We start from the raw sequence: 19663 nt of genomic DNA, 5'->3' as shown, positions 1-19663 counted from the left end.
GGTTGCCGGTCAGAGGGCGTCGGGGCCGCGTTCGCCGGTCCGTACGCGGACCGCGGTGTCGACCGGGACGCTCCAGACCTTCCCGTCACCGATCTTGCCCGTGCGGGCCGCCTTGACGACCACCTCGATGAGCTGTTCGGCGTCCTCGTCCTCGACGAGCACCTCGACGCGGATCTTCGGTACGAGGTCGACGGTGTACTCGGCACCGCGGTAGACCTCGGTGTGGCCGCGCTGGCGCCCGTAGCCGCTGGCCTCCGTGACCGTGAGGCCCTGGACGCCGAAGGCCTGGAGCGCCTCCTTGATCTCGTCCAGCCGGTGGGGCTTGACGACCGCGGTGATGAGTTTCACGCGTCCACCTTCGTGTTCGGGGCCTGCTTGTTCGGGGCCTGCTTGTTCGCCGGGGCCGTCTTGTTCAGGGCCTTCTCGTTCGCCGCGGCGGTGGTGCGGGGGGCCGCGCCGCCGCCCGCGCCGCTGAAGTCGTACGCCGTCTCGGCGTGTTCGGCCTGGTCGATGCCGGAGATCTCGTCGTCCTCGGCGATCCGCATCCCGATCGTCCGGTCGAGGAGGAGGGCCAGGAGACCGGAGACGACCAGGGAGTACGCGAGGACCGCGAAGACGCCGACGGCCTGCTTGCCGAGCTGGTCGAGGCCGCCGCCGTAGAAGAGGCCCTTGGCGTCGGACTGCACCCCGCCGGTGGCGAGGAGGCCGACGAGCAGGGAGCCGACGACGCCGCCGACGAGGTGGACGCCGACGACGTCCAGGGAGTCGTCGTAGCCGAACCGGTACTTCAGTCCGACGGCCATGGCGCACACCACACCGGCGACGGCCCCGACCGCTATCGCGCCGAGCGGGCTGACGGAGCCGCCCGCCGGGGTGATCGCGACGAGTCCGGCGACCGCCCCGGAGGCGGCGCCGAGGGTGGTGAAGGTGCCGTGGCGGAGCTTCTCGTAGGCGAGCCAGCCGAGGACCGCGGCGCCGGTGGCCACCTGGGTGTTGAGGAACATGACCGCGCCGACGCCGTCGTCGTTGCCCAGCCAGGAGCCGGCGTTGAAGCCGAACCAGCCGAACCACAGGAGGGCCGCGCCGAGCATGACGAGCGGCAGGCTGTGCGGCCGCATCGGGTCCTTCTTGAAGCCGACCCGCTTGCCGATGACGAGGATCACGCCGAGCGCGGCGGCACCGGCGTTGATGTGGACGGCCGTGCCTCCGGCGAAGTCGATCACGCCGAGGTCGAAGAGCCAGCCGCCGGAGCCCCAGACCCAGTGGGCGACGGGGAAGTAGACGACGGTGACCCACAGGGCGACGAAGAGCGTCCACGCGGTGAACTTGACGCGGTCCGCCAGGGCGCCGCTGATCAGGGCCGGGGTGAGGACGGCGAACATCAGCTGGAACACGGCGAAGACGTACACCGGGACGGTGGTGCCGTCCCAGAGTTCGGTGAGGCCGATCCCGCTGAGGCCGGCGTAGTCGGAGCTCCAGCCGATGACCGATCCGGCGTCGGAGCCGAAGGTGAGGCCGAATCCGTAGAGGACCCACAGGACCGTGACGATCCCGAGGCTGACGAAGCTCATCATCAGCATGTTCAGGGTGCTCTTGACGCGGACCATGCCTCCGTAGAAGAAGGCCAGGCCCGGGGTCATGAGCATCACCAGCGCGGAGCAGATGAGCATGAACCCTGTGTTGGCGGCAGACAGCTCGGGGGCGTCTGCGGCAAGCGTCGTGATGCCTGGGGGCATCGGCGTCTCCTCGTCGTCGGTGCGGCCACGTGCGGGGGTGCGGGACCACGGTGAAAAGGTGCGGGCCGGTATGCGCTTCGAGCGTCGCGCGGCGCCGTTTCCACGGATGCCGCACGGTGTTTCGCGGCGGTGACGAAGGAGAGGGGGGTGTTACGCGGGAATGAACCACGCGTGGCTGATCCGTTGTGGTGCCCGCCGTGCCGGCGGCTCCGCATACGGAGCGTTTCGCGCGGCCCGTGCCGTGCGCACGACGTGAACCGGCCACGGCAGCCGTCCGCTGACCTGGCGATGGGGGAGCCGGGTCGGGATGTACGGGACGGCTGTCGTGGCCGGTGGCGAGGGGCCCGGCGGCACGCCGGGGGCAGGGCTCCGGTACGGGAGCGGTCAGACCGCTTCGGCGGTCTCCGGGAGCTGTTCGGTGAGCAGGTCGGTGAGCCGGGCGACCTCGGGGATGTCGCCGAAGTCCCGGGCGGCGGTGTCGACGGTCTTGCGCAGCCGGGTGTTGACGCGCTCGGACCTGACGCGCTTGGCGACGCGCAGGGCCTGGGTGGCCAGCACGGTGGACTCCTCGGGTTCGCGCCGCAGGAGGTGCACGGTGGCCATGCCGACGAGGTTGAGGGCGTAGGACCGCTGGTGCTCGTCGTCCTCGCTGAACAGCTCCACCGCGCGGGCCATGACGGGTTCCGCGAGCGAGGCGTACGTGGGGCTGCGGCCCGCGACGTAGGCGAGGTCGCGGTAGGAGTGGGCGTTCTCGCCGTGCAGCTCGGCGTCGGAGAAGAAGCGGATCCAGTCGGGCTCGGGGCCGTCTTCGAAGGCCGCGTCGGCGAAGGTGTCCTCGGCCATCCGGACCGCGCGCCGGCACTTGCTGGGCTGGCCCATGTTCGCGTACGCGCGCGCCTCCATCGCGTACAGCATGGCCTGAGTGCGGGCGGTCGCGCAGTCACGGCTGCCGTACTGGGCGAGGTGGACGAGTTCGAGGGCGTCGTCGGGCCGTCCGAGGTGGATCATCTGGCGGCTCATGCTGGACAGGATGTAGGAGCCGAGCGGCTTGTCACCGGCTTCCTTGGCTGCGTGCAGGGCGAGCACGAAGTACTTCTGGGCGGTGGGCTGGAGGCCCACGTCGTAGCTCATCCAGCCGGCCAGTTCGGCCAGTTCGGCCGCGCAGCGGAAGAGGCGTTTGGCGGTGGCCTCGGGGTGGGGCTCCTGTAACAGGTCGGTGACCTCGTGGAGCTGGCCCACGACGGCCTTGCGGCGCAGTCCGCCGCCGCACTGGGCGTCCCACTGCCGGAACATCGCGGTGGTGGACTCCAGCAGGTCCAGCTCGGGCGGGGAGAGCTTGGAAGGGCGCGAGGACACGTCCTTCCGCTCCGGCTCGGGCCGGCCGGCCGGGGTGACGGGCACCAGCCAGCGCTGCATGGGCTCGATGAGGGCGGGGCCGGCGGCCAGGGCCAGGGAGCTGCCGAGGAAGCCGCGCCGGGCCAGCATCAGGTCGCTGCGGGAGAACTCGCTGAGCAGCGCCACCGTCTGGGGGGCCGCCCAGGGCAGGTCCACCCCGGCCACCGAGGGCGACTGGTGGGCGGAGCGCAGGCCGAGGTCCTCCACGGGGACGACGGTGCCGAAGCGTTCGGAGAACAGCTCGGAGAGGATGCGCGGAATGGGTTCGCGCGGCTGCTCGCCGTCGAGCCAGCGCCGCACCCGCGAGGTGTCGGTGCTGATGTGGTGGGCCCCCATCTGGCGGGCCCGGCGGTTCACCTGGCGGGCGAGCTCGCCCTTCGACCAGCCGCTGCGCACGAACCACGAGCCGAGCTGCCCGTTCGGGCGCTTTCCGGCATTCGTCTCGCCTGCGCCGCTGCCACTCACTGGAAGGCCCCCATCCCGCTGGAATCTTTCGCGCGAACCTCTATCAGAATGCCGTGCTCCGGTGCCGCCCGTACGGCGGTCGCACACTGCCGCACCGGTTTCAGGGTTGCCCGGGGCATACCCACGGACGCACATGCAATTGCAGGCTCGGGTACCGACAGTAACGCCTCCGTCACCACTGGGGCGAGGGGGGTGCGGAAACGCCACCATTCGCCACCCCTTCGGATGAACGCGCCTGACCTGGTCCGCGATTCACTTGACAGAGCGCGATCAGCATAGAGCGGAGTGAAGCATTCAGGGGCGCACGCGGGAGGCGCGCACCACCCCCCTGGAGCCTCCCCCGCGCACTGCGGGATCGCCCACGGCGGCGGAGGCGTTTCGCGCTCCGGCGTCGTAACCACGGTGGGTCGGACCCGTTGGAGGGGGCATGGGCTTCACGATCGGCGGCATCCGCGAGATGCGCTCCGGGGCGCGGCGCCGCGGCCGTGCGGCGGGAGTGTCCGCGGTGGCCGAGTACACGGGACTCTGGGGCTGGGCGGTCGCCCCCGGCGCGCGGGCGGCGGCGGGGGGCTGCTCCTGCGGGGACGCCGCCTGCGCCGCCCCCGGCGCGCATCCGCTGGACTTCTCCCTGGAGGTCCCCGCCGGTGCCACCCTCGCGACGGCCGCCGACACCTGGGCCGGGGTGACGGGCGCGTCGCTCCTGCTCCCGGTGGGCCGCACGTTCGACGTACTGGACGTGGCAGAGGCGGCCGGACGGCGCGCGCTGGTCAGGATGGAGCGGATGGGCCTGCCGGTCGGCCCGGTCACACTGACCCCGGACGGCCGGACACAGTTCTTCGTCGCTCCGGGAGCCGCGGCCCAACTGCCCACGCTGCTCTACCGGATGGGCTGGGACGACGCGGACCTGGACCTGCGCGCCATGGGCCGCGGCTCCTATCTCACCGCCCCGCCCTCGGACCTCGGCGGCCTCGGCCCGGTCCGCTGGCTGCGGGCCCCCGCGCCGGACACCGCGGCCGCTCCCCCGCAGGCGCGGCTGCTGCTGGGCACCCTGGCGTACATATGCCACCGCTGGTGACGGCCGAAGGGCGGTGAGCCCCCGCTGGGGTCCACCGCCCTTCCGGCGCTCCTCGGTGTGCGTACGGTCAATCGCCGATCAGCGCGTCGACGAAGGCACCCGGTTCGAACGGGGCGAGGTCGTCCGGTCCCTCACCGAGGCCGATGAGCTTGACCGGGACGCCCAGCTCGCGCTGGACGGCGATGACGATGCCGCCCTTGGCGGTGCCGTCGAGCTTGGTCAGGACGATGCCGGTGATGTCCACGACCTCCGCGAAGACACGGGCCTGCACCAGGCCGTTCTGCCCGGTCGTGGCATCGAGGACGAGGAGGATCTCGTCGAGCGGCCCGTGCTTCTCGACGACCCGCTTGACCTTGCCGAGCTCGTCCATGAGCCCTGTCTTGGTGTGGAGCCGGCCCGCGGTGTCGATGAGCACCACGTCGGCCCCCTCGGCGATGCCCTCCTTCACCGCGTCGAAGGCGATGGAGGCGGGGTCGCCGCCCTCGGGCCCGCGGACGGTGCGCGCGCCGACGCGCTCGCCCCAGGTCTGGAGCTGGTCGGCGGCGGCGGCCCGGAAGGTGTCGGCGGCGCCGAGCACGACGCTGCGGCCGTCGGCGACCAGCACCCGGGCGAGCTTGCCCGTCGTGGTGGTCTTGCCGGTGCCGTTGACCCCGACGACCATCACGACGCCGGGCGTCTCGGCACCGCCCTCGGTCTTCACCTCGCGGTCGAAGTCGGGGCCGAGCAGGCTGACGAGCTCCTCACGCAGCAGCGCGCGCAGCTCCTCGGGCGTGCGGGTGCCGAGGACGCGGACCCGTTCGCGCAGCCGCTCCACGAGCTCCTGGGTGGGGGCCACACCGACGTCCGCCGTCAGGAGCGTGTCCTCGATCTCCTCCCAGGTGTCCTCGTCGAGGTTGTCGCGGGACAGGAGCGCGAGCAGCCCCTTGCCCAGGGAGTTCTGCGAGCGGGCGAGCCGGGCGCGCAGGCGCACCAGCCGGCCGGCGGTGGGTTCGGGGACCTCCAGCGCGGGGGCCTCCGGTTCGAGGACGACCGGCTCCTCCTCGACGGGGGTCCCGGCGGGGGGACCGGTCTCCTCGCCGGTGCGCCGCGCTTCGTCGCGCGGCTTCTCGGCTTCCTCGCCGACACGGGGCTCGGCGGGAGGAGTGATGGTCGGCGTGCTCGACGGCGCCGAGGGCGGCAGCTGCTTCTTCTTGCGGCTGCTGACCACGAGCCCGCTGATCAGGCCGACCGCGACCAGGGCGATGACTACAGCAAGGATGACGATTTCCATAACGCGTCCAGTATCGGCCACAGCCGTGGTCGCGGAGTGGTTCCGGGGCGTCCCCCGGACGGGCCGCACGGGCGTTATACGCCTTTTGGGGGCAAAAGGGGGGTGTAACGGTACGCTGCTGCGCGTGGAGAACCGCGGCCTGGACCCCGTCCCCGACGAGGAGCGCACCGGCCGGGTCCGCACCCTCTTCCCCACGTGGGTGACGGCCAACATGACGGTGCTGCTGCTGACGGTGGGCGCCGGGCTCACCGTCTTCAACGGCCTCAACCTCTGGCAGGTGCTGGCCGTCGCGGTCACGGCCCCGCTGCTCGCGTTCTCCCTGGTGGGTCTGGTCTCGATCGCCGGGAAGCGCGGGGGCGCGCCGGGCATGGCGCTGTCGCGCGCGGTCTTCGGGCAGCGTGGCAACCTGTTGCCCGGGGCCCTGCTGTGGGTGGCCCGCTGGGGCTGGGAGACCGTCAACGCGGTGACCGGCGCCTTCGCGCTGCTGGCGGTGCTCGACCTGATGCTGGGCGTCCGGCGCACGAGCACGCTCGCCCTGGCGGCGCTGGCCGCCTTCGTCGCCGCCGGTTTCCTCGTCTCGGGGATCGGCATCCGCGCGCTGCGGGTGTGCTGCGGGGCGTCGGCGTACCTCTTCGGCGGTGCCAGCGCGGTCGTCCTGGTCCATCTGGCCGTGACGACCCCGTGGCGGGCGGTCCTCGACCGGCCCGCGGGTCCGGCGGCGCTGATGGTCGCGGGGGCCGGGACGCTGGCCGCCGGGGGCATCAGCTGGGTGCCCTCCGCCCCGGACTTCGCCCGCTACCTGCCGCGTACGGCGTCGGCCAAGGCGATGGTCGGGGCGACCGTGGGCGGCGCCGTGGTCACGGTGGGGCCGATGGTGGCGATGGGCGCGGTGATGGCGGTGGGCGCCCCGGGGCTGGCCGTCACCGAGGACCCGGTGGCCTTCATCGGCGAGCTGCTTCCGGCCTGGATCTCGGTGCCGTACCTGCTGATCGCCGTGGTCGGCATGGTGATGATCAACGCGATGTCGATGTACTCCGCCGGCTTCACCGCCCAGACGCTCGGGTTCCCGGTCTCCCGCGGCTGGGCCGTGGGTGTGAACGCCTTGATCAGTGTGCTGCTCGGCGGCTGGCTGATGGTGGTGGCGACGGGCTTCCTCGACGCCTTCCTGACCTTTCTGGCCCTGCTCGGCGTGACGTTCAGCGCCTGGATCGGGGTGTTCGGCGTGGACCTGCTGCGGGGGCGGGTGTACGACGCCGAGGCGCTCATGGACACCACCGCGTCGAGCGCCTACTGGTACACGGCCGGGTTCCGGCTGCCCGCGGTGGTCTCCTGGGCCGTGGCCCTCGTGGTCGGGCTGCTCTTCGTCCGGGCGCAATGGCTGACCGGCCCGCTCGCCGCCACCTGGATCGGGCGCAACGGCCTGGGCTGGGCCTCGTCGGCGCTCGTCGCGGCCGGGCTGTACGCCGTGCTGTCGGGGCCCGTCGGCGGGGAGCGCCGCGTAAGCCCGTGACAGGGACCTGGGCGACGGCGACGCGTCACGTCGGACGGTGATGACGGCGCCTCGGACGACGGGCGCCGCCCCGGTCGGTACGGCACGGACCGGGGCGGGGTGGAGGGGCGACGGGATCAGCCCATCTCCTCCAGCGCCTTGCCCTTGGTCTCCTTCACGAACAGGAGCACGAAGGGGATCGAGAGCACGGCGAAGCAGGCGTAGATGATGTACGTGGCCGACAGGTTCCAGTCGGCCAGGCTCGGGAAGCTGGCGGTGATCGCCCAGTTGGCGATCCACTGGGCGGACGCGGCGACGCCGAGCGCGGCGGCGCGGAGGCGGTTCGGGAACATCTCGCCGAGGAAGACCCAGACGACGACACCCCACGAGAGGGCGAAGAAGAGGACGAACACATGGGCGGCGATCAGAGCCACCGTGCCCTCGGTGGTCGGCAGCTTGCCGTCGACCAGCTTGGCGGAGAAGGCCCACGCCTCGAACGCCAGCGCGATGCACATACCGGTCGAGCCGATCAGCGCCAGGGGCCGGCGGCCGATCCGGTCCACCATGATCATCGCGATCGCCGTACCGATGATGTTGACGATCGACGTGGTGAACGAGTAGAAGAACGAGTCCGTCGGGTCGATGCCCACGGACTGCCACAGGGTCGCCGAGTAGTAGAACGCCACGTTGATGCCCACGAGCTGCTGGAAGACCGACAGGCCGATACCGATCCAGACGATGGGCAGGAAGCCGAAGCGACTGCCCAGCAGGTCGCTGAACTTCGACTTGTGCTCACGGCGCATGGCCGTCTCGATCTCGTTCACCCGGGCGTCGAGGTCGACGCCCTTGCCCTCGACCTCTTCGAGGATCTTGCGCGCCCGGTCACGCTTGCCGACCGAGAGCAGGAAGCGCGGCGACTCGGGGATCGCGAAGGACAGCATCCCGTACAGGAGCGCGGGGACGACCATCACACCGAGCATCCACTGCCAGGCCTCCAGGCCGGCGATCCTCCCCCGCTGGTCGCCGTCCGCGATCTGCAGGATGCCGAAGTTGACCAGCTGCGAGACGGCGATGCCGACGACGATGGCGGCCTGCTGGAAGGAGCCGAGCCGGCCCCGGTAGGCGGGCGGCGAGACCTCGGCGATGTAGGCGGGGCCGATGACCGACGCCATGCCGATCGCGAAGCCGCCGATGATGCGCCACATCGCCAGGTCCCAGAGCGCGAACGGCAGGGCGGACCCGACGGCGCTGATGGTGAAGAGCGCCGAGGCGATCCGCATGCACCGGATACGGCCGATCCGGTCGGCGATACGTCCCGCGGTGGCCGCCCCGATCGCACAGCCGATCAGGGCGATGGCGATGACCTGGGCCAGCGTGCCGGACCCGATGTGGTAGCGGTCCCTGATCGCCTCGACGGCGCCGTTGATGACGGAGCTGTCGTAGCCGAAGAGGAAGCCGCCCATCGCCGCGGCCGCCGTGATGAAGATGACATGCCCGAGATGGTCCGGATGGGCCGCCCGGGCCCCGGACTCCGGTCCGTGCGCTGCGCTGGTCACATGAGCTCCTGTTGCCTGCCGCACCGTCAGGCGTGGGGGGTGAACCCTCCCAGTGGCGCACACGTCTCACGCGACCACCACTTGAACGCCGGAACGACCGTGCGGGGTTGATGTGTTCGTGTCTCGTAGCCGGGACCGGGGGGGGCGGCCCGGTTCAGGACGGTCGAGTACCCAGGAGTGCCCGGAATGCGCGTGGGGACGTTGAAGATTGTGTGAAGGGTGGGTAAGGGCCCTCGAACGGCCGAAGCCGGGCGTCAGCGCAGACGCTGGCTGATCACCTTGGACACCCCGTCGCCCTGCATCGAGACGCCGTAGAGCGCGTCGGCGACCTCCATCGTCCGCTTCTGGTGCGTGATCACGATCAGCTGGGAGCTCTCCTGGAGCTCCTCCATGATCCGGATCAGCCGCTGCAGATTGGTGTCGTCGAGCGCCGCCTCGACCTCGTCCATCACGTAGAACGGGCTGGGCCGCGCCTTGAAGATGGAGACCAGGAGGGCAACGGCCGTAAGGGATCTCTCGCCGCCCGACAGCAGGGAGAGCCGCTTGACCTTCTTGCCCGGCGGCCTCGCCTCCACGTCCAGGCCGGTGGTCAGCATGTTGCCGGGGTCGGTGAGGACGAGACGGCCCTCGCCGCCGGGGAAGAGCCGGGAGAAGACGCCTTCGAACTCACGCGCGGTGTCCCGGAACGCCTCCGTGAACACCTGTTCCACCCGCTCGTCGACCTCCTTGATCACCTGCGTCAGGTCGGCTCGCGTCTTCTTCAGGTCGTCGAGCTGTTCGGAGAGGAACTTGTGCCGTTCCTCCAGCGCGGAGAACTCCTCCAGGGCGAGCGGATTCACCTTCCCGAGTTGCTGGTACGCCCGTTCGGCCGCCTTCAGCCGCTTCTCCTGCTCGGCCCGGACGAACGGCACCGGACGGTTCCGGGGGTGCTCCGGGTCCTCCGGAAGCTCCTCGTCACCGGCCGCGGGGGACGGCGGCACCAGCTGGTCGGGCCCGTACTCGGCGGCCAGGTCCGCCGGTTCCACCCCGAACTCCTCCAGTGCCTTCGTCTCCAGCTGCTCCACGCGCAGCCGCTTCTCCGCGCCGAGCACCTCGCCCCGGTGCACCGAGTCGGTGAGCCGGTCCAGTTCGCTCTTCACGTCCCGGCCCCGGTTGCGCTCGGCCGTCAGCTCCCGCTCGCCTTCGGCCTTCGCCGCCTCGGCCGACGCCCGCTCCCGGTCGGCCCGTACGACGGACACCTCGACGTGGGCGAGCAGTTGCCGGGCCCCGGACGCCACGGCGGCGGCCACCCCGGCCTCGTACCGCAGCCGGGCCCGGCGCCGCTCGGCACGGGCGCGGGCCTCACGTTCGGCCCCGGCCGCCCGGTCGAGGGCGTCGGCGCGTCCGGTGAGCGACCTGACCCGCTCCTCATGGGTACGGACCTGGAGGCGGGCCTCCATCTCCGTCTGGCGCGCGTTCGCCCCGTCGGCCGCGAGCCGGTCGCGTACGGAGGTGTCGGGTTCCTCCTCGACCGGGGTCTCCTGGGCGACCAGCAGCCGTTCGGTGAGCTCCTCGGCCTCCTCGGTGGCCCGTTCCAGGGCCTCCTGGGCACGGGCGGCGGCCGCCGCGGTCCGCTCGGCCTCCTCGGCCGCGCCCCGGGCCTGTCCGGCGAGCCGCCCGAGCCGCTGGGCGACCCCGGACTTCTCCCGCTCGGCGGCCCGGCGCCGCTCCCCCAGCTCCTCGGCACGGGCCGCGCCCTCGGCACGCCGTTCGGCCGCGTGCCGCTGCCCGGCGGCGAGTTCCTCGCACCGCACGGCCAGCTCGGCCAGTTCGGCGGCGGCCTCGTCGACGGCGGCCCGCACCTCCAGCAGGCTGGGCGCGCCGGCCGAGCCGCCGTGCGCGAAGTGGGCCCCGAGGACATCACCTTCGGTGGTCACGGCGGTCAGCGCGGGATGGGCGGCGACCAGCTCCTCCGCGTCTTCGAGGGTGCCGACGACGACCATGTCGCGTACCAGCCGCTCCACGGCGGCCATCAGTCCGGCCGGCCCCCGCACCAGGGTGGCCACGGCGGGCGTCCGGCGGGTGGCGAGGTCCCCGCCCGCCTGGCCGGAGACCTGGCCCGGGACCGCCGACGCCCCCGGGGTCCGCCGGGCGGAGGACTCCGCCCGCGTACCGGGCACCGGGGCCGTGGCCTCCGCGTCCGGCGTTCCGGAACCGGTGGACACGGTCCCGGAGGCGGGGTACTCCGAGGGCTCCTCCGGCTCCGGATCCGTACGGCCGGGACCCTGGGCGGGCTCCGGTGCCTGCGCCGGGAAGGCGGGGCGGGTGGCGGGTCCGCCGGCGCTCGGGGGGTTCGTGCCCGCGGAAGGGGCGGCCACCGGCTCTCCGGGCTCCCGGCCCGCCGCTTTGGACGCTTCCTGGGCGGGCACCTGTCCACCTGCCGCAGGGCCCAGCAGCAGCGCCGCCCGCCCCGCGTCCCGCTCGCGCAGCAGCCGGATCGCCTCCGCCGCCGTGGCCGTGTCCCGCACCGCGACCGCGTCGGCCGCCGCCCCCAGCGCCGCCGCTACCGCGACCTCGTACCCCGGGGAGACCGTGAGCAGCTCCGCCGCCGGGCCGAGCAGGCCCGACAGCCGGTCCCGCGCACCGAGCAGGGCCCCCGTGCCGTCCTTGCGGCGCAGCCCGAGGGAGAGCGCCTCGTGGCGGGCCGCGAGGGCGGCGCGGCGGCGTTCGGCGGTGGTGGCCTCCTCCCGTGCGTCGCCGAGGGCCGACTCGGCCTCGGCCAGATGCCGTTCGGCGGCCTCGTGGCGCTCCGCCAGTTCCAGGTCCTCGGCGTCCAGCCCCTCGACCTCCGTCTTGAGCCTTTCGTACTCCTCCTGGGCGGCGGCCGCCCGCTGCCGGGCCTCGTCCCGTGAGGCGGCCAGCCGGTCGATCTCGGCCTGTGCCGAACCCGCCCGGCCACGGGCCGCGTTGACCTGCCCGGTCAGCCGGGCCAGGCCCTCGCGCCGGTCGGCGATGGCGCGGGCGGCGTCCCGGAGCCGGCGTTCCTCGGCGGCCAGCTCGCGTTCCAGCTCCGCCCGGTGCGCGGAGGTGTCGTCGAGCGCGTGCTCGGCCGCCTCCAGGGCCGCCGCCAGCTCCGCCTCCTGCTCGCGGATCCGGGCGGCCTCGCGCTCCATGTCCTCCGGGTCGCGGCCGCGCCGCTCTTCCTCGGGGGGCGCGGTGGCGCTCTTCACCCGCGCGTCCGCGAGCGAGATCGTGCCGCGTACGCGTTCGGCGAGCTGGGAGAGTTCGTACCAGGTCCGCTGAGCCCCCTGGAGGCGCGGAGCCAGCCGCCGCACCTCGTCCTCCAGGTCCGCCTCCCGGCCGAGCGCCGCCTTGAGGTCGGCCTCCGCCTCCTCCCGGCGCCGCTTGAGGGCCGCCTCGTCGGCGATCTCGGAGCGCAGGGCCTCGCGCAGCCGCACCAGGTCGTCGGCGAGGAGCCGCAGCCGGGCGTCGCGCAGATCGGCCTGGATGACGGCGGCCCGCCGGGCCACCGCCGCCTGCCGGCCCAGGGGCTTGAGCTGGCGCCGCAGCTCGTCGGTCAGGTCCTGGACCCTGGCGAGGTTGGCCCCCATCGCCTCCAGCTTCCGCTGCGCCTTCTCCTTGCGCTTGCGGTGCTTGAGCACACCCGCCGCCTCCTCGATGAAGGCGCGGCGGCCGGTCGGGTCGGCGTGCAGGACGGAGTCGAGCCGGCCCTGTCCGACGATGACGTGCATCTCCCGGCCGATACCGGAGTCGGAGAGGAGTTCCTGGATGTCCAGGAGCCGGCAGGTGTCGCCGTTGATCTGGTATTCGCTGCCGCCGTTGCGGAACATGATCCGCGTGATCGTCACTTCGGCGTACTCGATGGGCAGCGCACCGTCGGAATTGTCGATGGTCAGCGACACTTCCGCGCGGCCGAGCGGTGGTCTTCCCGTGGTACCGGCGAAGATCACGTCTTCCATCTTGCCGCCGCGCAGGGATTTGGCGCCCTGTTCGCCCATGACCCAGGAAAGGGCGTCCACCACATTGGATTTACCGGATCCGTTGGGTCCCACGACACACGTGATCCCCGGTTCGAACCGCAAGGTCGTGGCGGAGGCGAACGATTTGAAACCACGCAGGGTCAGGGCCTTGAGGTGCACGCCGCCGGACTCTACCTTTCACTCCCGGTTTCACCGATGAAGGTGCAGGGCACATCAGACGGTAAGCGAAGAGCGGTACACCGGGGCGGGCCGGGGGACAAAGAAAAAGGGACGCCGAGGCGTCCCTTGTCACTCTTTACGCAAGCCCGCGTGACGAATCGCGGGCAGCCGCCGCGTCACGGGGCGACGCGGTGTCCGGGACGACGATCCGTGACGGAGACGTGTTCCGTGTGAGGGTGCGTGGCGGGCACGCCTGACCGAGGGGCCCTTACCGGGACCGGGGACGGATCAGGTCAGTGCGGGCTCCGCCTGGGGTACGTCGATGTCGATGCTGTCGAGCAGCGACTCCTGGTGCTGAGCGGCGGCGTTGAGCGCGTCGTTCTCACTCTGGATCCGTACGAGCTCGGATTCCAGGTCCTGGACGCGCTGCTGGAGCCGTCGCATCTCGGAGAGGAGTCGCGGGTCGGAACCGCCGACGTAACCGAGAAGCGCCTTTGCCATGATGGATGGTCCTCCACAATGAGTGACCGACCGATGCGGTGTGGGTCGTGAGGGAATCGCACCCGCGGTGCTCGGCTTCGCCCTGTCATCACTGTGGTTCTGCTACCGACGAGCTCTGCCGAACAGGTAAGGTGCGCGGGGTTTTCAGCGTCTCACCAAAAAGTTTGACGGTCAACACGATCACGCCCCATGGAGGCGGGTGTCCCGGGGGCGCCCCGCCCGGTGATCATCGGGCGCGGCTCTCCTTCGGGGTCCCGAGGGGCGTGGAGATCTTCGTCAATGCCGCAGCCTGGCACGAGTTCCCGTTCTTGGCAACCATGGGTCGCTCCTCGGTTTTTTCGCAGGTCATTTCGGGTGCGGAGGATCCGGATCGGCCCGGTCGCCTTTCGGCGCGCGCCGGTCGCACGGGGGATCGGCGCCGGCTCGCGGGGGGCGTGATCAGCGGATGGCGAATCCCTCGTAACCGCCGCGAGGCGTGTCCCAGATCTCAGTGACTCCGTCCACCCGGCCGGGCGTGTCGTCGGAGGCGAGCCATTCGAGCAGACGGTGGCAATTCTCACGCGGCCCTTCGGCCACGACCTGGACCCGGCCGTCGTCGAGATTGAGGGCGAAGCCGGTGAGACCGCCGATCCCCAATGCGTTTTCCCTGGTGAACCAGCGAAAGCCCACTTGCTGTACTTGACCGCGTACCCAGACGACGAGTCGTGCCTCTTCATTCATGTCCGAACGCTAACCGGGCGAATACGCGCGGGGCACGTCGCCCCCGTACGCCATGGCGTACAGTCCCCTCGCACAAGCCTCACCCGAACGGGTGAGTGCGGCAGCGAACACGGTGACGTCGCGCTCGGCGCCGCCTGGAGGACGAGGAAGGCACAGCTCATGGGACGCCATCGACGCGCGGGCGCAGCTCCTGCCGAGCAGAACGCGGCCGGTGCCGGGGGCGGACACCGGGCCACCCGTCAGGGCCATGGCAAGAAGCGGGCCGGAGTACCCCTGCGCGCCGGGCTCCTCGGGGTCTCCGCCGCCGTGGCCGTCGGCGCGGTCGCCGTCGCCTCGGGTCTGCTGCCCGGCGGCGACACGTACAGCGTCAGCGGCGACACCACCGCCGACCCGTACCGGACCGGCGGGGCACCCGATCTGCTGACGCAGGGCGGCTCCTCCGAGTCCCCCACCGACGGCGCCTCCGCCGCGGCCTCCTCGGGGGCGGACCGGGGCGGCGGCCGTTCCGCGGCACCCTCGAAGACCGCCGGCACCGACGACAAGCCCTCGGCCGCGGCCTCGGAACGCGGCACGAAGCCGTCGTCCGCTCCGGCGACGACCGAGGCGCCCTCGAAGACCGCCACGGCCACGCCCGAACGGACGACCACGGCTCCGAAGACCGCCGTCCCCGAGAAGAGCGCGAGCCCCACCACCAAGGCCCCGGCGCCGAAGACGGCGTCCGCCTCCCCCAGCCGCTCGGCGAGCGCCCCGGCGGCGACCACCGCCCAGGCCGCCGTGCTCTCCCTGGTCAACCAGGAACGCGCCAAGGTCGGCTGCAGCCCGGTCACCGCCAGCGCCTCGCTCACCGCGCTCGCCCAGGCCTTCAGCGAGGACATGGCGGCCCGCGACTTCTTCGGCCACACCGACCCCGACGGCGCGACCCCGTGGGACCGCGCCGAAGCGGCCGGGGTGACGGGTCTGGGCGGCGAGAACATAGCCCGCGGCCAGGCCGACGCCCAGGCGGTGATGGACGCCTGGATGGCCAGCGACGGCCACCGCGCCAACATCCTCAACTGCGACTACACGACGCTCGGCGTGGGTGTGCACCTCGGCTCCGGCGGCCCCTGGTGGACGCAGGACTTCGGCTTCTAAGAACCCCGCAGGTCAACGCGACCTATCCCTATTCCTGGGCCGTCTCCGGGCCGCTATCGGCAGCCGGGGCGGCCCAGGCTGCATCCACGGCGGGCGCGCGTACGGGTCTCGCTCGACGGCATCAATTGCGTGTAAGTCCGCAGTGTGAAGCCGGGGTCATGGTGGCCCAGGTACTCGTACTCGCTCAGCACCTTGATGCTCTCCCCGCGTCCAGGAGCACCGAAGCATAGAAATGCCGTAGAGCGGACGGGGTGGGGGTCGGGGTGAGTTGATGGGTACGAGGAGCCGTTTCGGGCGCGCGAACCGCTCATAACCCCTACTCGGTGTGAGTCAGCTGCGCAGCCTTGGGACCTCAAGCAGCGTGTAATAAAAGATCTCGCCAGGCTCACCAGGCCTATGCGGTGCCTCAATCGGCTCCCAATCATCTGCCAGGGCCTCAGGTACCGCTAGCTGCAAGATGAGGTGATAGACGCCCGCCGGCGCGGAGCCGATGACCCTCAAGCCAAGGTAGAGCTCATCGAAGCTGCCGAGAGCAGTGTAAACAACGGCCTCAACGGCAGTGCCGAAAACCTCGCCACGAACCGGCTTCCCAGCGCTCCCTCGCGCTTCCTTGATCAACTGTGGGACACGCTCGCGCGCATCTTGCAGATCCTGATAGGCGCGCTCAGCTTTCAGGCGCAGTTGATCATCATCGGTCGGCAGGAGATGCTTGCTATACGTGCGCTTGCCCGGCTCCAACTCCTCGCCAGCACGATTTAGAGCAGTCCGCTTTCGCGTGCATCTATCACACAGCTGTCGATAGAAGTCGTCACGAGCTCCAGCTGTGCGCTGCCCCGCAGCTACAAGCCAAGCCGAACCGAGGCTCTGATCTTCCCAAACCGCTCCGCGCCAGCGTGAACCGCCCGGCTTGCACTTAAGCAGCACAACGTCATCAATGCTGGCGATCTTCTCCGTGGGCGCCACATCAGCCTGCTGCTGAGCGCGAGCCACGAGAGGATGATCTATCTCGTGCAGAGGAGTCGTCACCGACGGGATAGAAACGCCAAGATCTTCGTGCACGCAACGTAACGTGGGACGAAGGCGGGGCCTGGTCACGTACTACAGACTCCGCTCAGGCAGCGCCGACGCGACGAAGATCCTCGATTGACGCTCCCGTGAGAAGTGCGAGGTACGCCCCGTCGCTGCCATCCAGGCGGTCGAAAGAAGCCCTGATGCCCTCGCGCGCACGACGCTCGCCCGCCGTCGGCTCCCCAATCCCTTTCGAGAGCTCGACTCGGCGTGCACGGGTACGTTCGCGTACCTGTGGATCCATCAGCGTCGTCATGCAGCAAGAGTACGGGACTGCGCCGCCCGGCGCACCACCTAGTGCCACTTATCCCCGTCTAGACAGGAGGCGAAAGTTAAATTGCAGGTGGCCGTGTTGATCGACTAGTGGCCGCAGATCACCAACTTGATCCACCATTTCTTCGGCTTCTGAGCCGGACACCCCCGCCGGATCCGGGGCCTTCGGGCCCGGTCCGCAGGCCGGCCGTCCGGTCAGGCCGGGCGGGGCGGCCGCTGGCAGCGCGGGCAGAAGTAGCTGGAACGGTTCATCCACGGCCGACGCCGGATCGGCGTCCCACAGCGGTGGCAGGGCTCGTCCTCGCGCCCGTAGGCGTCCAGCGAGCGGTCGAAGTAGCCGGACTGGCCGTTCACGTTGACGTACAGGCTGTCGAAGCTGGTGCCGCCCTGGTCGAGGGCCTCGCGCATCACGGCCCGGACGTGGCCGAGCAGTTCCGCCGTCCTCGGCCGGGTGAAGGACGCCGTCGGCCGCTCGTAGTGGATCCCGGCGCGCCACAGCGCCTCGTCCGCGTAGATGTTGCCGACCCCGCTGATCAGGGACTGGTCGAGCAGGGCGCGCTTGATCGTCGTACGGCGCAGGCGCAGCGCCGTGTGGAACGCGGCGTCGTCGAAGGCCGGGTCCAGCGGGTCGCGGGCGATGTGCGCGATGACGTCGGGCAGCCCGTCCGGGGTGTTGTCGTGGACCGAGAGGCCGCCGAAGGTCCGCTGGTCGACGAAGCGCATCTCGGTGCCGAGGTCGTCGGCGAAGCGGACCCGGATCCGCAGGTGCTTCTCGTCCGGGGCGTCGGACGGCTGGACGAGCAGCTGGCCGCTCATGCCGAGGTGGCCGAGCAGTGAGGCGGACACCTCGTCCAGGGGGATCCACAGGTACTTGCCGCGCCGCATCGCGGTCCCGAAGCGCAGACCCGTGAGCCGGGCCGCGAAATCGGTGCCGCCCGCGAGGTGACGGCGGACGGCACGCGGGTGCAGGACGTCCACGCCCTCGACCGTGCGCCCGGAGACCCAGTGCTCCAGCCCCCTGCGGACGACTTCGACCTCGGGCAGTTCGGGCATCGCGGTGCTCCTCGGGGAACGGGGTCGGGACAGCGAGAGCCCCCCGGTGCCAGGCGGCACCGGGGGGCTCTCACCGGGTCAGGCCGGAGCGGCGTCCGTGTGCGACGGGTTCGCGGCAGGGATGTCGGCGGCCCCTGCCCCGGCGGCGGACTTCGCCGCCGCCTCCCGCGCCTCGGCGGCGGCGCTGATCTCGCGCCAGGCGGACTCGGCCGCCTGCTGCTCCGCTTCCTTCTTGCTACGGCCGGTGCCGGTGCCGTACGAGACACCACCGACGCGAGCGGCAGCAGTGAAGGTCTTCTCGTGGTCCGGGCCGGTCTCCGTGACAAGGTACTCGGGCACGCCGAGACTCTCGCTCGCGGTGAGTTCCTGGAGACTGGTCTTCCAGTCCAGGCCGGCCCCGAGGTTGGAGGACCTGTCGATCAACGGGTCGAAGAGCCGGTGCACCAGCTCCGAGGCCGCGTCGAGGCCCTGGTCGAGATAGACGGCGCCGATCACCGCTTCGAGGGTGTCGGCGAGGATGGAAGCCTTGTCCCGGCCCCCCGTGCCCTCTTCACCGCGGCCGAGCCGGATGAAGGAGCCGAGGTCGAGCCCGCGGCCCACCTCCGCAAGCGCACGCGAATTGACCACCGCGGCCCGCAACTTGGCCAACTGGCCTTCGGGCAGGTCGGGGTGGGTCCGGTACAGCGTGTCCGTGACCACCAGGCCGAGCACCGAGTCCCCGAGGAACTCCAGCCGCTCGTTGGTGGGCAGACCGCCGTTCTCGTACGCGTACGAACGGTGGGTCAGCGCACGCACCAGAAGGGCGGACTCGAGGTGATACCCGAGCCGCCCTTCCAGAAGCGTGTGGGACGAGGCTGTGTTGATGTTGTCTGCCTGCTTCTTGGCGCTGGACAACTCAGACATCGGGCCTCTCACCAGCCGCTCAGACCTCGAGGACCTGGCGCTTGTTGTAGGTGCCGCAGCTCGGGCACGCGATGTGCTGCAGCTTCGGCTCCTGGCAACGCTCGCACGAAACCAGGGTGGGGACCGCAGCCTTCCACTGCGACCGGCGGTGGCGCGTGTTGCTGCGCGACATCTTCCGCTTCGGAACAGCCACGGCTACTTCTCCTGCTTCTCGTCGACGCCAGGTTCGGCGCCGCCCATGTTGTCCTTCTCGCCGTCCTGAACGGTGTCGGCGAGTCCTTGCAGTGCCGCCCAACGGATGTCGACGGCATCGTGGTGGTGGCCCGGATTCTCGTCCAGCCTGATCCCGCATTCGGAACACAGACCGGCACAGGTCTCCTTGCACACCGGCTGCAACGGCAGTGCGAGCACCACCGCGTCACGCAGCACGGTTTCGAGGTCGAACAAACCGTCCTCGAGAAAGAACCTGTCCTCGTCGTCCTCGGCGTCGTCGACCGGATCCGCGCTGCGGCTCCGGTCGTCGGCGTCAGGGTACGAGAACATCTCCTGGAAGTCCGCTTCGACCTCCAGGGTCAGCGGCTCCAGACACCTTACGCACTCCCCCTCGGCCGTCGCGCGGGCGGTGCCCGTGACGAGCACCCCCTCCATGACCGATTCGAGGCGGAGGTCCAGCGCCAGGGGCGCCTTCTCCGGCACACCGATGACCCCGTCGATACCGAGGTCCTGCGGCGCTTCCACCGTCCGGGTCAGCCGCTTCATGGCACCGGGACGCCGACCCAGCTCGCGCGTGTCGAACACGAGGGGGTTGCGGTGGTCGAGGTGACCGTTCAGGGCTTCTCCTGCTTTCGAAAGTCATGTGCGATGTGCGGCTTCGGGAGGACCGCCCCCG

Annotated in this window: 17 protein-coding genes and 1 pseudogene; 3 read left to right on the top strand and 15 right to left on the bottom strand. The window is 71.1% G+C overall.

All coding sequences use genetic code 11. From position 1 onward, the window contains the following. Positions 1-9: 9 nt before the first annotated feature. The 3 genes from B9S64_RS24095 to B9S64_RS24085 form a co-directional block, all read right to left on the bottom strand. Positions 10-348 carry a P-II family nitrogen regulator gene (locus tag B9S64_RS24095; RefSeq protein ID WP_103488482.1) on the bottom strand — a complete coding sequence of 113 codons (339 nt, stop codon included), beginning with the start codon at positions 346-348 and terminating at the stop codon, positions 10-12. After that, complete coding sequence (locus B9S64_RS24090) at positions 345-1736, bottom strand: ammonium transporter (RefSeq protein WP_103488481.1); 1392 nt, start codon at positions 1734-1736, stop codon at positions 345-347. Before B9S64_RS24090 ends, B9S64_RS24095 begins: the two co-directional genes overlap by 4 nt. Before the next feature lie 384 nt (positions 1737-2120). Continuing rightward, on the bottom strand, positions 2121-3596 hold the full coding sequence (locus B9S64_RS24085) for a hypothetical protein (RefSeq protein WP_103488480.1): 1476 nt from the start codon (positions 3594-3596) through the stop codon (positions 2121-2123). A 427-nt stretch (positions 3597-4023) separates the two neighbouring features. On the opposite strand from B9S64_RS24085, the gene B9S64_RS24080 reads away from it, so the two are divergent. After that, positions 4024-4671, top strand: a complete 648-nt coding sequence (locus tag B9S64_RS24080; protein WP_103488479.1) for a bifunctional DNA primase/polymerase — start codon at positions 4024-4026, stop codon at positions 4669-4671. A 67-nt stretch (positions 4672-4738) separates the two neighbouring features. Here the strand turns inward: B9S64_RS24080 and ftsY are convergent, their stop codons facing one another. Continuing rightward, positions 4739-5941: a signal recognition particle-docking protein FtsY gene (ftsY, locus tag B9S64_RS24075; RefSeq protein ID WP_103488478.1), complete on the bottom strand. Its 1203-nt coding sequence runs from the start codon at positions 5939-5941 to the stop codon at positions 4739-4741. A gap of 124 nt (positions 5942-6065) precedes the next feature. Here ftsY and B9S64_RS24070 point away from each other — a divergent pair, with 124 nt between their 5' ends. Beyond that, positions 6066-7451 (top strand): cytosine permease, encoded by a 1386-nt coding sequence (locus B9S64_RS24070; RefSeq protein ID WP_103488477.1) that lies wholly within the window; start codon positions 6066-6068, stop codon positions 7449-7451. Positions 7452-7567: 116 nt separating this feature from the next. On the opposite strand, the gene B9S64_RS24065 is transcribed toward B9S64_RS24070, so the two are convergent. The 4 genes from B9S64_RS24065 to B9S64_RS24045 all read right to left on the bottom strand — a co-directional run bounded on the left by B9S64_RS24065 (position 7568) and on the right by B9S64_RS24045 (position 14346). After that, complete coding sequence (locus B9S64_RS24065) at positions 7568-8986, bottom strand: sugar porter family MFS transporter (RefSeq protein ID WP_103488476.1); 1419 nt, start codon at positions 8984-8986, stop codon at positions 7568-7570. Between the two features lie 254 nt (positions 8987-9240). Beyond that, positions 9241-13125, bottom strand: a complete 3885-nt coding sequence (locus tag B9S64_RS24060; protein WP_109492108.1) for a chromosome segregation SMC family protein — start codon at positions 13123-13125, stop codon at positions 9241-9243. A gap of 288 nt (positions 13126-13413) precedes the next feature. Next, positions 13414-13626: a hypothetical protein gene (locus tag B9S64_RS24055; RefSeq protein ID WP_103489692.1), complete on the bottom strand. Its 213-nt coding sequence runs from the start codon at positions 13624-13626 to the stop codon at positions 13414-13416. A 438-nt stretch (positions 13627-14064) separates the two neighbouring features. Continuing rightward, entirely contained in the window at positions 14065-14346 is a 282-nt protein-coding gene (locus B9S64_RS24045; protein WP_103489693.1) for an acylphosphatase, read from the bottom strand. Positions 14347-14505: 159 nt separating this feature from the next. On the opposite strand from B9S64_RS24045, the gene B9S64_RS24040 reads away from it, so the two are divergent. Beyond that, positions 14506-15477, top strand: coding sequence for a CAP domain-containing protein (locus B9S64_RS24040; RefSeq protein WP_103489694.1), 972 nt, complete (start codon positions 14506-14508; stop codon positions 15475-15477). Positions 15478-15505: 28 nt separating this feature from the next. Here the strand turns inward: B9S64_RS24040 and B9S64_RS35150 are convergent. The 7 genes and pseudogenes from B9S64_RS35150 to B9S64_RS24010 all read right to left on the bottom strand — a co-directional run. Continuing rightward, positions 15506-15724: pseudogene (locus B9S64_RS35150) on the bottom strand (site-specific integrase); the annotation flags it as partial. Between the two features lie 83 nt (positions 15725-15807). Then, positions 15808-16536 (bottom strand): hypothetical protein, encoded by a 729-nt coding sequence (locus B9S64_RS34205; protein ID WP_146060081.1) that lies wholly within the window; start codon positions 16534-16536, stop codon positions 15808-15810. A 52-nt stretch (positions 16537-16588) separates the two neighbouring features. Further along, a complete protein-coding gene (locus B9S64_RS34200; protein ID WP_146060082.1) occupies positions 16589-16801 on the bottom strand; it encodes a hypothetical protein in 213 nt (70 codons plus the stop codon). A 212-nt stretch (positions 16802-17013) separates the two neighbouring features. Beyond that, the gene (gene mutM, locus B9S64_RS24025; RefSeq protein WP_103489696.1) at positions 17014-17871 is read right to left on the bottom strand and encodes a bifunctional DNA-formamidopyrimidine glycosylase/DNA-(apurinic or apyrimidinic site) lyase; all 858 of its coding nucleotides are present in this window, start codon (positions 17869-17871) and stop codon (positions 17014-17016) included. 78 nt (positions 17872-17949) lie between these two features. Further along, the gene (gene rnc / locus B9S64_RS24020; protein ID WP_103489697.1) at positions 17950-18774 is read right to left on the bottom strand and encodes a ribonuclease III; all 825 of its coding nucleotides are present in this window, start codon (positions 18772-18774) and stop codon (positions 17950-17952) included. 19 nt (positions 18775-18793) lie between these two features. Beyond that, a complete protein-coding gene (gene rpmF / locus B9S64_RS24015; RefSeq protein WP_003965982.1) occupies positions 18794-18967 on the bottom strand; it encodes a 50S ribosomal protein L32 in 174 nt (57 codons plus the stop codon). Positions 18968-18969: 2 nt separating this feature from the next. Further along, positions 18970-19572, bottom strand: coding sequence for a DUF177 domain-containing protein (locus tag B9S64_RS24010; RefSeq protein ID WP_103489698.1), 603 nt, complete (start codon positions 19570-19572; stop codon positions 18970-18972). Positions 19573-19663 lie beyond the last annotated feature (91 nt).

The organism is Streptomyces sp. SM18 (genome assembly GCF_002910775.2).
Lineage (GTDB): Bacteria > Actinomycetota > Actinomycetes > Streptomycetales > Streptomycetaceae > Streptomyces > Streptomyces halstedii.
The sequence above is the reverse complement of the archived record's forward strand: the minus strand, read 5'-3'. Positions and strand labels throughout refer to the sequence as shown.

What these genes read in the sequence shown, in the direction of transcription:
- B9S64_RS24045 (WP_103489693.1), bottom strand. Translation starts at nt 14,346, where the DNA reads ATGAATGAAGAGGCACGACTCGTCGTCTGGGTACGCGGTCAAGTACAG.
- B9S64_RS24090 (WP_103488481.1), bottom strand. Translation starts at nt 1,736, where the DNA reads ATGCCCCCAGGCATCACGACGCTTGCCGCAGACGCCCCCGAGCTGTCT.
- B9S64_RS24080 (WP_103488479.1), top strand. Translation starts at nt 4,024, where the DNA reads ATGGGCTTCACGATCGGCGGCATCCGCGAGATGCGCTCCGGGGCGCGG.
- ftsY (WP_103488478.1), bottom strand. Translation starts at nt 5,941, where the DNA reads ATGGAAATCGTCATCCTTGCTGTAGTCATCGCCCTGGTCGCGGTCGGC.
- B9S64_RS24055 (WP_103489692.1), bottom strand. Translation starts at nt 13,626, where the DNA reads ATGGCAAAGGCGCTTCTCGGTTACGTCGGCGGTTCCGACCCGCGACTC.
- B9S64_RS24040 (WP_103489694.1), top strand. Translation starts at nt 14,506, where the DNA reads ATGGGACGCCATCGACGCGCGGGCGCAGCTCCTGCCGAGCAGAACGCG.
- B9S64_RS34200 (WP_146060082.1), bottom strand. Translation starts at nt 16,801, where the DNA reads ATGACGACGCTGATGGATCCACAGGTACGCGAACGTACCCGTGCACGC.
- mutM (WP_103489696.1), bottom strand. Translation starts at nt 17,871, where the DNA reads ATGCCCGAACTGCCCGAGGTCGAAGTCGTCCGCAGGGGGCTGGAGCAC.
- rnc (WP_103489697.1), bottom strand. Translation starts at nt 18,774, where the DNA reads ATGTCTGAGTTGTCCAGCGCCAAGAAGCAGGCAGACAACATCAACACA.